Below are 12,859 nucleotides of genomic sequence, written 5' to 3' on the forward strand. Positions count from 1 at the left end.
CGTCACACCCGCTGCCGGATGACGGGCGAGGTACCGCTCAGTACATTCAAGTAAACCCTCGTTCACTCCTCATCCCAAGGGGCGCCCCTCATGTCTGGAACGACCGGTACCACCTCAGTGATCGTCGCGGGCGCGCGTACGCCCATGGGCCGCCTCCTCGGCTCGCTGAAGAGCTTCTCCGGCGCCGACCTCGGCGGTTTCGCCATCAAGGCCGCGCTGGACCGGGCCGGCATCGGCGGCGACCAGGTCGAGTACGTGATCATGGGCCAGGTGCTGCAGGCCGGCGCGGGCCAGATCCCGGCGCGCCAGGCCGCCGTCAAGGCGGGCATCCCGATGAACGTCCCCGCGCTCACCGTGAACAAGGTGTGTCTCTCCGGGCTCGACGCGATCGCCCTCGCCGACCAGCTGATCCGCGCCGGTGAGTTCGACGTCGTCGTCGCCGGCGGCCAGGAGTCCATGACCAACGCCCCGCACCTGCTCCCCAGGTCCCGCGAGGGCCACAAGTACGGCGCGATCGAGATGCTCGACTCCATGGCGTACGACGGTCTGACCGACGCCTACGAGAACATCCCGATGGGTGAGTCCACCGAGAAGCACAACTCCCGTCTCGGGCTGAGCCGCGCCGACCAGGACGAGATCGGCGCCCTCTCGCACCAGCGCGCCGCGACGGCCCAGAAGAACGGCCTCTTCGAGGCCGAGATCACCCCGGTCGAGATCCCGCAGCGCAAGGGCGACCCGGTCCTCTTCGCCAAGGACGAGGGCATCCGCCCGGAGACCACCGTGGAGTCGCTCGGCAAGCTGCGCCCCGCGTTCGCCAAGGACGGCACCATCACCGCGGGCACCTCCTCGCAGATCTCCGACGGCGCCGCCGCGGTCGTCGTCATGAGCAAGGCCAAGGCCGAGGAGCTGGGCCTGGACTGGATCGCCGAGATCGGCGCCCACGGCAATGTGGCGGGCCCGGACAACTCGCTCCAGTCGCAGCCCTCCAACGCCATCAAGCACGCCCTCAAGAAGGAGGGCCTGGAGGTGGCGGACCTCGACCTGATCGAGATCAACGAGGCGTTCGCCGCCGTCGCCGTCCAGTCGATGAAGGACCTCGGCGTCACCCCGGACAAGGTCAACGTCAACGGCGGCGCCATCGCACTGGGCCACCCCATCGGCATGTCCGGCGCCCGCGTGGTGCTGCACCTGGCGCTGGAGCTGAAGCGGCGCGGCGGCGGCACCGGTGCGGCGGCGCTGTGCGGCGGCGGCGGCCAGGGCGACGCACTGATCATCCGCGTTCCGGGCAAGTAACAGGCAGTACGCGGTACACGTAGAGCACGCAGCGAGTGAACGGAGCGGTGATGGTGGACGTCCCCACCCTGGTCGAGCAGGCACGTGCGGGCCGGCCGCGGGCCGTGGCCCGGCTCATCTCCCTGGTGGAGGGGGCGTCGCCGCAGCTGCGCGAGGTGATGGCGGCCCTGGCGCCGCTGACGGGCAACGCGTACGTCGTCGGCCTGACCGGATCGCCCGGTGTCGGCAAGTCGACATCGACGTCGGCGCTGGTCTCGGCGTACCGGCGGGCCGGCAAGCGGGTCGGCGTCCTGGCCGTCGATCCGTCCTCGCCGTTCTCCGGCGGGGCGCTCCTCGGCGACCGGGTCCGGATGTCGGAGCACGCCTCCGACCCGGGCGTCTACATCCGCTCCATGGCCACCCGCGGCCATCTGGGCGGTCTCGCCTGGTCGGCACCGCAGGCGATCCGGGTGCTGGACGCGGCGGGCTGCGAGGTGATCCTCGTGGAGACGGTCGGCGTCGGCCAGTCGGAGGTGGAGATCGCCTCCCAGGCCGACACCTCCGTCGTCCTGCTGGCACCCGGCATGGGCGACGGCATCCAGGCGGCGAAGGCCGGAATCCTGGAGATCGGCGACGTGTACGTCGTCAACAAGGCCGACCGGGACGGCGCGGACGCCACCGCGCGCGAGCTCAACCACATGCTGGGCCTCGGTGAATCGAGGGGCCCCGGCGACTGGCGGCCGCCGATCGTGAAGACGGTCGCCGCCCGGGGCGAGGGCATCGACGAGGTCGTCGAGGCGCTGGAGAAGCACCGGGCGTGGATGGAGGAGCACGGGGTGCTCGCCGAGCGGCGCACGGCCCGTGCGGCCCGCGAGGTCGAGACCATCGCCGTGACACGGCTGCGCGAGCGCATCGGTGATCTGCACGGCGACCGCCACCTCGGCGCGCTCGCCGAGCGCATCGTGGCGGGCGGCCTCGACCCGTACGCGGCGGCGGACGAACTGGTGGCGGGACTCACCGGCGAGGTGTGATCCGAAGGGACGGCCGGGCGGGTCCGGGAGCGGCGTGCGGGCCGCTTCCGGACCCGCCCGGCCATCCGTCCCGGTCGTCCCGCCCGGCGCTGCCGCGGATGACGTGTCCGTGGCAGGATTACCGCCGGATACGCACGGGGGCGCCCGCCGATTCATGCGTACCGACGGGGGGAGTGGCGCATGCTGGGTCCGCTGCGGGAAGACTCGCCGAGACGGATCGGTCCGTACGGAATACGGGCCAGGCTCGGCGCGGGCGGCATGGGGGAGGTCTTCCTCGGCGTCCGGGACGGCGACGGTGAGCCGGTCGCCGTCAAGACGGTCCGCCGCGACGTGGCCAAGGACCCCGGATTCCGCAGCCGCTTCCGCCGTGAGATCACCGTCGCCCGGTCCGTCGCCGGACCCCATCTCGCCCCGCTGCTCGACGGGGACGCCGACGCCGAGGTGCCCTGGCTCGCCACCGGATACGTGGCCGGGCCGAACCTGTCCGCCGCCGTCCGCCGGGCGGGCGCGATGGACGAGGCCGAGGTACGGATGCTCGGCGCCGGACTCGCCCGCGCCCTGGCGGCCGTGCACGCGGCCGGGATCGTCCATCGCGACGTGAAGCCCGGCAATGTGATGCTCGCGGCGGACGGCCCCCGCCTGATCGACTTCGGGATCGCCCGCGACTCCGGTGCGACCCCGCTCACCACCACCAGCCGCATGGTCGGCAGCCCGTCCTTCATGTCCCCGGAACACGTGGCGGGCAGTGGACGCGTCGTCCCCGCCTCGGACGTCTTCTGTCTCGCCTCCGTGCTCTGCCACGCCGTCACCGGACGCGACCCCTTCGGCGACGGACCGGTCGCCGCCGTGCTCTACCGGGTCAAGTACGTCGAGGCCGATCTCGACGACGTTCCGGACGCGCTGCGGGCCGTACTGGACCGCTGCCTGGTGGCCGACCCGGCCGCCCGCCCGGCCGCCGCCGGGCTCGCGGAGCTGCTCGACCCCGGCGCGGCGGACCGGTGGCCGGACCCGGTGGCGCAGCACATCGCCGAGCACGGGCGCGAACTGGCCCGGGTCGTCGCGCTGGGCGGCCCGCTGCTGCCCGGGTACACCCCGACCGAGGTGACCGCCGACAGCCGGCCCGCGCTTCATCAGCTGCCCACCCAGGGAACCGACTTCACCCCGGGGCTGCACGTCGCCCCCACCCAGGGTCCCGGCCTCGCCCCACCCCCGGGCCGCTCCCGGCGCGCGCTGGGCGCCGCCCTCGCCGCGCTGATCGTGCTGGGCGCGGCGACAGGGGGAATCCTGGCCTGGCGCGACAACCAGAGGACCCCCGGAGGGACCGCGCGAGCCGACGGTTCACCCGCCGTCCGCATCGTGGCGGGCGTGGACGAGAACGGTGGCCCGGACGCCTCGGGCACGGTCCCGTACGGCCGCGATGTCCGTCCGGCGGGGTGGGTGAAGTCCTGGAAGGGCAAGTTCTCCGGGGCACCGGTCGGCTGTTCCGCGGGCCGGGACGTCGTGGTCTGCCGGAAGACGGACGGTACGTACGAGGCGCTGTCGGCGGCGGACGGGCACCGGTTGTGGACGCTGGACGCGGGGGAGACCACCCGCCCGGCGGGCTGGGGGCCCCGTGGACAGTTCTTCATGCCGGCCGGTGCCACCCGTCCCGTCGTGTACGACGACGCCGTCCTGCTTGCGGCGGGTGACCGGCTGCAGTCGCTGGACGCCAGGACCGGCAAGGTCCGTTGGGAGGCCCGGTCCGGCGGCGCGCACAACTTGGAGAGTGCGCCGCTCGTGGCCGACGGCCTGGTCTTCGCCTCCACCGCACCGACGTTCGACAACGCGTCCCTCGCTGCCTACGACCTGAAAACCGGCGCCGAGAAGTGGCGAAAGCCGCTGTCCCCGCAGGGCGTCTCCAATGCCCAGGGGGGCAACTTCTGGCCGGTCGCCACCGATGACGGCGTGGTGTACGCCATGGGTGAGGAGGCGCCGAAGGCTTTCCGGCCGAAGGACGGCACCCTGCTCGGCACAGCCGGTGGCGAGGCCGTTCAGGGGGCCGGCGAGCCGACCAACTCAGGGTGCGGGGACCTACGGGTGCGCGGTGGTTCCGCTTTCTGTACGGCCTACTTCACCAACGAAGACCCTTCGGGCTTCGGGAATGACATGCATCTGCTGCGGTTGTCGGCGGGGACGCTCAAGACGCTGGGGCGGGTGCCGGTGAACCCCGAGCTCGTTGCCGAGGCGACGCTCACCGCGTTGGACGACCGGGTCATCACGTTTCGCAGGAGCGGCGAAGGCGTGCACGGCGAACTCGTGGTCGTGAGCAGCGACGGCAGCCGGATCCTCGGCAGGTTCCCGCTCGGCGGGAAGCCGGCACAGGGCATGAGCAACCCGGTGTCCGACCCGCTGATCGTTGCCGACACATTGGTCTGGGCGGACAGCACAACGCTCCACACGGTCCCGATCCGCTCCGACGGATCCCTGGGGCCACAGTCCAGGACCCCGGTTCCGGGCGCTCCTGGCCCGACCAGGACACCGACCTACGACAGCGTCACCAACGGTATCGATCTGGAGCAGGAACTGCTCGACCCGCAGGTGCTGCCGGTCGGTGGCGTCGTGCATGTCGTGTACGACGACGGCACCACGGTCTCCGTACCGCTGCCCGAGTGAACCGTCCGACGAACGGCAGAGGAGCCGCGCAGTGATCGAGCCGCTTCCGCCCGGCAGAGCCCGGCTGATCGGCCCGTACCAGCTTCTCGGGCTGCTCGGCGCGGGCGGCATGGGCGAGGTGTATCTCGCCCGGCCCGCCGGTGCGCCGGACCCGCTCGGCGGGCTGGTCGCGCTGAAGACCGTACGCGCCGATCTCGACCTCGACGACGGCTTCCGCATCCGCTTCCGCCGTGAGATCGACGCGGCTGGCGCCGTACGAAGTCCGCACACCGCATCCCTCGTCGGCGGCGATGCGAGCGGCCGGCTGCCCTGGCTGGCGACCGAGTACGTCCCCGGCCCCTCGCTCGCCGAGGCGGTGATCCGCAGCGGGCCGATGCCCGAGCCGGTGGTGCGCGAGATGGGTGCCGGTCTCGCCCGCGCACTCGCCGACATGCACGCCGTACGCGTACTCCACCGCGACCTCAAGCCGGGCAATGTGCTGCTCGGCGCCGATGGGCCGAAGGTGATCGACTTCGGGATCGCCCAGGCCTTCGACGCCACCCAGCTCACCCGGACCGGGGTGGTCGTGGGCAGCCCCGGCTACATCTCGCCCGAGCATGTCAACGGCTCACGGGCGCTCGTACCCGCGTCGGACGTCTTCTGCCTCGGTGCGGTGCTCGCCTTCGCGGCGACCGGCCGGGGCCCGTTCGACGACTCCGACATGGCCGCCGTGATCTTCCGGATCGCCCAGGGCGAGGCCGAACTGTCCGGCGTACCCCCTCAGTTGCGCGCGGTGATCGAGGAGTGCCTGCGCAGTGAGGCCGGGACCCGGCCGACGCCTCGCCAACTGGCCGACATGCTGCTCCCGGAAGGCCGGGCGATCAGGGAGCCCTTCCCCTGGACCGAAGCGATCCGGGGGCAGCTCGCCGCGCATGCGGCGGGGGCGCGCGCCGTCGCGGAGGCGGCCGCGCCGTCCGCCGCCGCACCGCCGGCCCCGCCCGCCGCCCCGCACCCCGGCGGGCCCGCCCTCGCCCCGACGCCGGTGGCCGTACCGGGTGACCGACGGGGCAACAAGGGACTGTGGATCGCGTTGGCGGCAGCGGCCACGGTGGTGTGCGTGGTGCTGGGCGCGGTGCTGCTGCCCGGACTCCTAGAGGGGAGCGGGGGCGGCGACAAGTCGGGCGGAGCCGGTGGTGGCGGCGCGCAGCCGACCGCTTCGGCCTCCGATGCCGTGCGGACGGAGGCCGGGCCCGCCGTCGTTCCGGGCGCGGACGCGGGTCGCACCGGCGATTTCGGGGCGGCCGCCGCGGATGTCTCCGGGAAGCCCGAGGGGTGGCAGCCGTGGCACGTCAGGATCGCGAACGGCCGCGTCGAGTGCGTACTCGCGGACACGTCCCTGGTCTGTGGCGGCCCGCAGCGGATCACCGTGCTGGACGCGGCGAACGGCAAGCGGCGGTGGCAGACCGGGCCGGGAAGGGCGGGCACCGGACCGGCCTCGGTGGCCGCAGTGACCGGCACCACCGTCTACGCCTTCGAGGACGGTGCCCTGGTGGCGCTCGGCCTCGCCGACGGCGCCGAGAAGTGGCGGGAGCCGCTGGCGGGCGGTGCACGGGTGACCGACTCCGTCCAGTCGGACGGAGTCCTGTACTACGCCACCAGGACCACCGGCACGGGTGCGGCCCGGATCTTCGCCCACCAGCTCACCGGTACGCACACCCGCAAGTGGGACAAGCCGTGGGACGATCCGGCCGACGAAGGGGAACTGCTCTTCGCCGACGGACGGCTCGTCGCGGTCGGCGACGCCGTCACCGTCCTGAAGGGCACGGACGGGGCGCGGTCGGGGAGCACCGGGCCCGGGGACGTCACCTGCCGCACGCCGGTCCTGAAGGGGAGGGCACTGCTCTGTGCGGGGCCGAACGGTCTGACGGTCGTCGATGTGACCGCCCCGCAGAACCGCCGGACCGTCGCGGACGGAGTGGACATCGCCTACCGGCCCGCCGTCACCCGGGACGGCACGGTCGTGCTGAGCGCCGAGGAACGGGTGTATGCGTTCGGTCTTGCCGACGGACGGCAGAACTGGGCGACGCCCGACGCGGTGGACTACTCGGGCGCACCGGTCATCGTCGGCGACCACGCCTACCTTGTCACGGAGGGATTCCTGGAGTCCTACGAATTCGCCCGAGGCAGTCAGGAGAGCCCGGCCAACAGGAAGGCGTACTCCGGCTGGCCGGATGGTTCGAACAGCAGGGTCGACCCGGAAACGGTCTCCCTTCTCGCGAAGGGAGACGTGCTCTTCCTGAGCTTCGAGGACGGAAGCGTTCTCTCCGGGTACGCGCCCTGACGGTCCGCCGGGAGGCGCCGTCAGTCGGCGTCCCCATCGCGGTCGTCGTCGTGGCCGTCGTCCGACCGGTCCACCGTCACCGTGCCCGTGCCCGCGTCGACGTTCAGCTCGTGCTGCTTCCCGTCCTTGCCGCGGACGTCGACCTCCCAGTGCAGCGCTCCACCGTTCCGGCCGTCGTGGTCGTCGTCCAGGTCGACCGAGGTCACCGTCCCCGGGTTCGCCTTCAGCGCGGCGTCGACCGCCGCGTCCAGCGACACCCGGGCCGAGCGGGGCGCGTGCCGGTCGCGGTCGTCGTCATCGTCGGAGACGTGCTTGCCGAGCACCTTGCCGTTGCCCGCGTCCACCGTCACGTCGTGCCAGGCGTTGTCGGAGCCGTACACGTCGAGCTCCCAGACGAGCCCGCCGTCCTCGTCGTCCAGCTCGGCCTCGGTGACCGTGCCCGGGACGGCCTTGACGGCGGCGGAGACGGCGTCGCCGACGCCGATGCGGGCGGTGTCGCCGCTCGCCGCGCCGGGCCGGGTCCCGCGGTCGTGGCTGTCGTCGTCCGCGAAGGCGACCGCCGTGGCGGCCCCGCCGCCGGCGAGCACGGCCGCGGCGACGGCGGCGATGACGATCTTGCGCTTCATGAGGGTTCCTCCCCGATCGGGTGGCCGGTTTCGACGAGGACCACATTGCCGGGGTGATGCTGAACGCAGCCTGAAGCCACCTGAAGGCGTCTTCAGGTTCGGTTTGCGACCCTGTGCGCATGCGCCTGTTGATCGTGGAGGACGAGAAGCGGCTCGCGACGGCCCTGGCCGCGGGGCTCACCGCCGAGGGCTTCGCCGTGGACGTGGTCCACGACGGCCTCGAAGGGCTGCACCGGGCCGCCGAGGGCGCGTACGACCTCGTCGTCCTCGACATCATGCTGCCCGGGATGAACGGCTACCGCGTCTGCGCCGCCCTGCGCGCCGCCGGGCACGAGACGCCGATCCTGATGCTGACCGCGAAGGACGGGGAGTACGACGAGGCGGAGGGCCTCGACACCGGGGCCGACGACTACCTGACCAAGCCCTTCTCGTACGTCGTGCTGGTGGCCAGGATCCGGGCGCTGCTGCGGCGCCGGGGCGGCGGCTCCGGTTCGCCGGTGGTCACCGTCGGCGCCCTGCGGATGGACACCGCCGCCCGCCGCGTCCACCTCGGCGAGGCCGAAATCACCCTCACCACCAAGGAGTTCGCGGTGCTGGAACAGCTCGCGCTGCGGTCCGGCCAGGTGGTGAGCAAGGCGGACATCCTCGAACACGTCTGGGACTTCGCCTACGACGGCGACCCGAACATCGTCGAGGTGTACGTGAGCGCGCTGCGCCGCAAGCTCGGCGCGGCCGCCATCCGCACGGTGCGCGGCGCCGGATACCGGCTGGAGGCGCTGTGAGATCGGTACGGGCCAGGGCCGCGCTCGGCGCCACCGTGGTGGTCGCCCTCGCGCTGATCGGCGCCGGGCTCTCCGTACTCCTCGTCCTGCGCGCCAACCTCACCGACCAGGCCGGACTCCAGGCCGAGGTGGTGGCCCGGGAAGTGGCCGGGCAGCTGGCCCTCGACGTGCCGTACGACCGGCTGGAGATGCGCGACGAGGAGGACCATCCGGTCCAGGTGACCGACGAGGACGGACGGGTGGTCGCCGTCTCCAAGGACCTCCAGGCGATCTCCGGCACCGGCACCGACCGGGTCACACCGGTCCCGTCACCGACCGCCGGGGGGTCCGGCGGCGGGAGCGACGACGACAACGGGGGCGGCGACGGAAGCGATGACGACGACACCCCCGCCCCCGCCCCCGCCCGCGGTGAAGTCGACTCCGACGAACCGGACTTCGGCAACGGCACCGCCACCGTCGACGGCGAAACGGCCGACTACCGTTTCGCGTCCGTGCAGGCGACCACCCCCGCCGGGGTGACCCTGACCGTCCACGCGGGCGCCCCGCTGGCCGCCGAGCAGGAGGCCGTGGGCACGGTGCGCGGCGCGATGCTGATCGGGCTGCCGGTGCTGCTGCTCGTCGTCGCCGCGGTGACCTGGCTGGTGACCAGGCGGGCGCTGCGCCCGGTCGAGGGCATCCGGCGCGAGATGGCCGCGATCACCGCCTCCGAGGACCTGAGCCGGCGGGTGCCGGAGCCCGGCTCGCGCGACGAGATCGCCCGGCTGGCCCGTACGACCAACGAGACGCTCACCGCTCTGGAGGCCTCCGTCGAGCGGCAGCGGCGGTTCGTCGCGGACGCCTCGCACGAACTGCGCAGCCCCATCGCCTCGCTGCGCACCCAGCTGGAGGTGGGCGCGGCCCATCCGGAGCTGCTGGACGTGCCGGGCGCGGTCGCCGACACCGTACGGCTCCAGGCGCTGGCCGCCGATCTCCTGCTGCTGGCCAGGCTGGACGCGGGGGAGCGGCCGGGCCTCGCGGCGCTGGACCTGGGCGCGCTGGTCCGCGAGGAGGTCTCGCAGCGCACCGGGGACCGGATCGCGGTGTCGGTGTCGGTGCCGGACCCCGGGGCGGACCAGGGGCGGTTCGAAGTGGCCGGTTCGCGCGGGCAGTTGGCGCGGGTGATCGGCAATCTGCTGGACAACGCCGAGCGTCATGCGCGCAGCACGGTGACGGTCTCGGTGCGCGCGGCGGAACGGGGCGGTGTGGTCGTCGCCGTCAGCGACGACGGGGCGGGAGTGCCGCCCGAGGAGCGTGAGCGGATCTTCGAGCGCTTCGTACGGCTCGACGACGCCCGCACCCGGGACGACGGCGGCGCGGGCCTGGGCCTGGCCATCGCCCGGGACGTGGCCGTCCGGCACGGCGGGCGGCTGACGGTGGACGGTGCGCGGGAGGGCGGCGCCCGGTTCGAGCTCTGGCTGCCCGGAGCCCGCTGACCGCCGCCCGGCGCCGGGTCACACCTTGCCGCGTCGTCCCCGGAGGTGTTCCGCGACCGGGGTCAGTGCCGCGTGCAGGTTCGCCAGCGCCTCCGGCGTCAGCAGGTCCATGAAGTGCTTGCGGACCGAGGCCACATGGTGCGGTGCCACCTTGCGCATCGTCTCCGCGCCGTCCTCGGTGAGGACCGCGTACAGGCCGCGCCGGTCGGACTCGCAGTGCTCCCTGCGGACCAGGCCCGCGGTCTCCATGCGGGTGATCTGGTGCGAGAGCCTGCTCTTGGACTGCAGCGTCGCGGCGGCGAGGTCACTCATCCGCATGCGCTGGTCGTCCGACTCCGAGAGGTTGACCAGGATCTCGTAGTCGTTGTTGGTCAGGCCGAAAGGCTGGAGATCCTTCTCCAGCTGGTGCATCAGCAGCCTGCTGACGTCCAGGTGGGTGCGCCAGGCGCACTGCTCCGCGTCGTTCAGCCAGCGGGTGGCCGTCTCGGTCTCCATATATGGATTCTACCTAAGAAGTTGAAAGCCGGACGAAGTAGAGGGGGTGTGACGGTCGGCACCCGTCCGGATACGGGTCCGGGAGCGGGGTGCGGACGTTCGACGTCACACTCCGCAGACTACCGTTCACAAACCGAAGCGACGCTGGAGGTCCCCGAGCTGACCGGGCATACGGGGTGTGGCGCCAGGTTGACTCCCGCCGCCCGGGACCCCGGCCTGACCCGGCACCGCACCCGCCGGCTGTTCGGCCATCAGGACCTCCGTCGACTGGAGCAGCACCGTGCCCGCGCCGACGAACTCGAACTGGTGCTCCTCGCCCGAAGTGCCCCCGAGGCCCGTCAGCGACCGCAGCCCGCCCAGTACGCCCGTCATGTAGCCGTGGTCGTAGTGGTGGCACGGCGAGGGGCAGTCCGCCCAGCCCACCAGGGCCTGCGGGTCTACCCGCAGCGGCGGCTCCATGAAGACCACCGGACCGTTGGAGGCGGCCACGAACTTCCCCGTACCGATCAGAGTCAGAAAACCCGGCACGATCGACTGCTTGAGTGCCAGCGACGGCTGGTACGCGAGGAGATTGCCCGACCGGATCGTCAGGTTCCCCTCGTCCAGGTCGTAGGAGTTCACATCGAAGGCCCGGTCCGCGAGCAGCATCTTGCCGCTGCCCTCGGCCACCACCCAGTCGCTCGCGTGCAGCGGCGAGTGGAAGCTCGTACGGATCAGCCGCTCGAAGCGGCCGTGACCGATGCCGTTGAAATCGATCCGCCCGTAGTAGGCGATCATCTTGCCCTTCTGCAGGAACCACTGGCTCCCCTTGAGCTCCACGCAGAAGGTGTACGAGTTGACGTTGTCGTCCGACGGCAGCGTCATCGGGTCGAAGACCACGGGCGTGCTCACAGCTTCTCCTCCGAGGCCTGGACGTACACCGCGCCGTTTCCGCTCAGCTCCAGCTGGAACGCCTCGCCGGAGCCGCGCCCCACCATGTCGCGCCAGCCGAGCGCGGTCGAGAGCTTGTTCCGTACGTCGCCGTGGTGCGCGACGTACGCCTGCGGGTCCACATGCACGTCGCGGCCGGGAGCGATCGGCAGCTCGATCACCCCGCCGTGGGCCATCACCGCGACCGCGCCGTGGCCCTTGAGCGTGGTGGTGAACAGGCCCTGCCCGGTCACCTGGCCGCGCACCATGCCCATCACGCCGCCCTGCGAGCCCATGAACATCGTGCCCTGCTGGAGCGTCCCGTCGAAGGCGAGCAGCCGGTCGGCCTCCACGTACAGGGTGTCGCCGCTCAGATTGATCACCTGGATGTGATGGCCGCCGTGGCCGAACATCACCGTTCCGCTGCCCTCGACCGTCATCAGCGGGGTCGACTCGCCCGCCACCCGCCGGCCGATCATCGACATCACGCCGCCCTGGCCGCCCTGGATGTTCGGCGTGAACGACACCTCGCCGCGGTAGGCGAGCATCGCGCCCCGCTGGCTGTACATCTTCTGGCCGGGAACCACCGTCGCCTCGACCATCTTCGCGTTGATCTCACGGAATGGCATCAGACGTCGCCCCCGATGGTGTTCCGCTCGCTCGGCTGGACGTAGACGACGCCCTCGCCCTCGAACCGGATCTGGAAGGACTCCCCGGAACCCTCGCCGATCAGCGTCCGGAAGTTCACCCCGGACTGGAAGTGCTGCTGGAGACTGCCCTGGTGGGCGATGTAGGCGCCCGGGTCGACGAACAGCGGGTACTGGGCCGAGACCCGCAGCGCCACCGCCGCACCGTCCGACGTGATCGCCACCTGACCGGTGCCCTCGACGGTGGTGGTGAACAGGCCGTTGCCGCTCGCCCCACCGCGCAGGCCGGTGAAGGTGGTTCCGGTACGCAGACCGGCGTCGGTGCACAGCAGATTGCTCGCCTCGACGTAGAGCTTGTCGCCGTGCAGCGAGACGAGGTTGATCTCGCTCGCCCGGTCCGCGAAGTAACAGGTGCCCTGGCCGGTCACCTCCATCACGGACATCTGCTCGCCGGTCAGGCGCCGGGTCACCATGCCGCGCAGCCCGTCACCGCCGCCGGTCATCTTTTTGAACGTCATCCGGCCGTCGTAGGCGACCATCGAACCGTTCTTCGCCTTGACGGCGTCGCCGGCCAGGTCGACGGCGAGCGTTCTGCTGCCTTGGAGTCGGAACATTGCCACGGAGCGACGTTAACGGCAGGCCCCCCGGCCGGG

General features: G+C 72.1%; 11 protein-coding genes. 6 read left to right on the forward strand and 5 right to left on the reverse strand.

The window, feature by feature from the left end; genetic code table 11:
* The first annotated feature begins 90 nt into the window (after positions 1–90).
* From BT364_RS20905 to BT364_RS20920, 4 genes are all read left to right on the forward strand, one after another.
* Positions 91–1,293 carry an acetyl-CoA C-acetyltransferase gene (locus BT364_RS20905; RefSeq protein ID WP_072486743.1) on the forward strand — a complete coding sequence of 401 codons (1,203 nt, stop codon included), beginning with the start codon at positions 91–93 and terminating at the stop codon, positions 1,291–1,293.
* A 50-nt stretch (positions 1,294–1,343) separates the two neighbouring features.
* Entirely contained in the window at positions 1,344–2,303 is a 960-nt protein-coding gene (gene meaB / locus BT364_RS20910) for a methylmalonyl Co-A mutase-associated GTPase MeaB (RefSeq protein WP_177328182.1), read from the forward strand.
* A 180-nt stretch (positions 2,304–2,483) separates the two neighbouring features.
* Positions 2,484–4,955 (forward strand): protein kinase domain-containing protein, encoded by a 2,472-nt coding sequence (locus BT364_RS20915; protein ID WP_072486745.1) that lies wholly within the window; start codon positions 2,484–2,486, stop codon positions 4,953–4,955.
* 31 nt (positions 4,956–4,986) lie between these two features.
* The gene (locus BT364_RS20920) at positions 4,987–7,275 is read left to right on the forward strand and encodes a protein kinase domain-containing protein (RefSeq protein ID WP_072486746.1); all 2,289 of its coding nucleotides are present in this window, start codon (positions 4,987–4,989) and stop codon (positions 7,273–7,275) included.
* Between the two features lie 20 nt (positions 7,276–7,295).
* Here the strand turns inward: BT364_RS20920 and BT364_RS20925 are convergent, their stop codons facing one another.
* Positions 7,296–7,901: a PepSY domain-containing protein gene (locus tag BT364_RS20925; protein WP_072486747.1), complete on the reverse strand. Its 606-nt coding sequence runs from the start codon at positions 7,899–7,901 to the stop codon at positions 7,296–7,298.
* A gap of 119 nt (positions 7,902–8,020) precedes the next feature.
* Between BT364_RS20925 and BT364_RS20930 the strand changes: the two genes are divergently transcribed.
* Both BT364_RS20930 and BT364_RS20935 read left to right on the forward strand, forming a co-directional pair.
* A complete protein-coding gene (locus BT364_RS20930) occupies positions 8,021–8,683 on the forward strand; it encodes a response regulator transcription factor (protein WP_072486748.1) in 663 nt (220 codons plus the stop codon).
* Complete coding sequence (locus tag BT364_RS20935) at positions 8,680–10,155, forward strand: sensor histidine kinase (RefSeq protein ID WP_072486749.1); 1,476 nt, start codon at positions 8,680–8,682, stop codon at positions 10,153–10,155. Before BT364_RS20930 ends, BT364_RS20935 begins: the two co-directional genes overlap by 4 nt.
* Before the next feature lie 18 nt (positions 10,156–10,173).
* Here BT364_RS20935 and BT364_RS20940 read toward each other — a convergent pair whose 3' ends face one another.
* The 4 genes from BT364_RS20940 to BT364_RS20955 form a co-directional block, all read right to left on the reverse strand.
* Complete coding sequence (locus BT364_RS20940; RefSeq protein WP_072486750.1) at positions 10,174–10,650, reverse strand: MarR family winged helix-turn-helix transcriptional regulator; 477 nt, start codon at positions 10,648–10,650, stop codon at positions 10,174–10,176.
* 126 nt (positions 10,651–10,776) lie between these two features.
* Positions 10,777–11,541 carry an AIM24 family protein gene (locus BT364_RS20945; protein ID WP_072486751.1) on the reverse strand — a complete coding sequence of 255 codons (765 nt, stop codon included), beginning with the start codon at positions 11,539–11,541 and terminating at the stop codon, positions 10,777–10,779.
* Positions 11,538–12,188, reverse strand: coding sequence for an AIM24 family protein (locus BT364_RS20950; RefSeq protein ID WP_072486752.1), 651 nt, complete (start codon positions 12,186–12,188; stop codon positions 11,538–11,540). The genes BT364_RS20945 and BT364_RS20950 overlap by 4 nt, the downstream gene beginning before the upstream one ends.
* Positions 12,188–12,820 carry an AIM24 family protein gene (locus tag BT364_RS20955; protein ID WP_072486753.1) on the reverse strand — a complete coding sequence of 211 codons (633 nt, stop codon included), beginning with the start codon at positions 12,818–12,820 and terminating at the stop codon, positions 12,188–12,190. Before BT364_RS20955 ends, BT364_RS20950 begins: the two co-directional genes overlap by 1 nt.
* Between the last annotated feature and the right edge of the window lie 39 nt (positions 12,821–12,859).

Source organism: Streptomyces atratus, assembly GCF_900119365.1.
GTDB lineage: Bacteria > Actinomycetota > Actinomycetes > Streptomycetales > Streptomycetaceae > Streptomyces > Streptomyces atratus_B.

What these genes read in the sequence shown, in the direction of transcription:
- BT364_RS20905 (WP_072486743.1), top strand. Translation starts at nt 91, where the DNA reads ATGTCTGGAACGACCGGTACCACCTCAGTGATCGTCGCGGGCGCGCGT.
- meaB (WP_177328182.1), top strand. Translation starts at nt 1,344, where the DNA reads ATGGTGGACGTCCCCACCCTGGTCGAGCAGGCACGTGCGGGCCGGCCG.
- BT364_RS20915 (WP_072486745.1), top strand. Translation starts at nt 2,484, where the DNA reads ATGCTGGGTCCGCTGCGGGAAGACTCGCCGAGACGGATCGGTCCGTAC.
- BT364_RS20925 (WP_072486747.1), bottom strand. Translation starts at nt 7,901, where the DNA reads ATGAAGCGCAAGATCGTCATCGCCGCCGTCGCCGCGGCCGTGCTCGCC.
- BT364_RS20930 (WP_072486748.1), top strand. Translation starts at nt 8,021, where the DNA reads ATGCGCCTGTTGATCGTGGAGGACGAGAAGCGGCTCGCGACGGCCCTG.
- BT364_RS20940 (WP_072486750.1), bottom strand. Translation starts at nt 10,650, where the DNA reads ATGGAGACCGAGACGGCCACCCGCTGGCTGAACGACGCGGAGCAGTGC.
- BT364_RS20950 (WP_072486752.1), bottom strand. Translation starts at nt 12,188, where the DNA reads ATGCCATTCCGTGAGATCAACGCGAAGATGGTCGAGGCGACGGTGGTT.
- BT364_RS20955 (WP_072486753.1), bottom strand. Translation starts at nt 12,820, where the DNA reads ATGTTCCGACTCCAAGGCAGCAGAACGCTCGCCGTCGACCTGGCCGGC.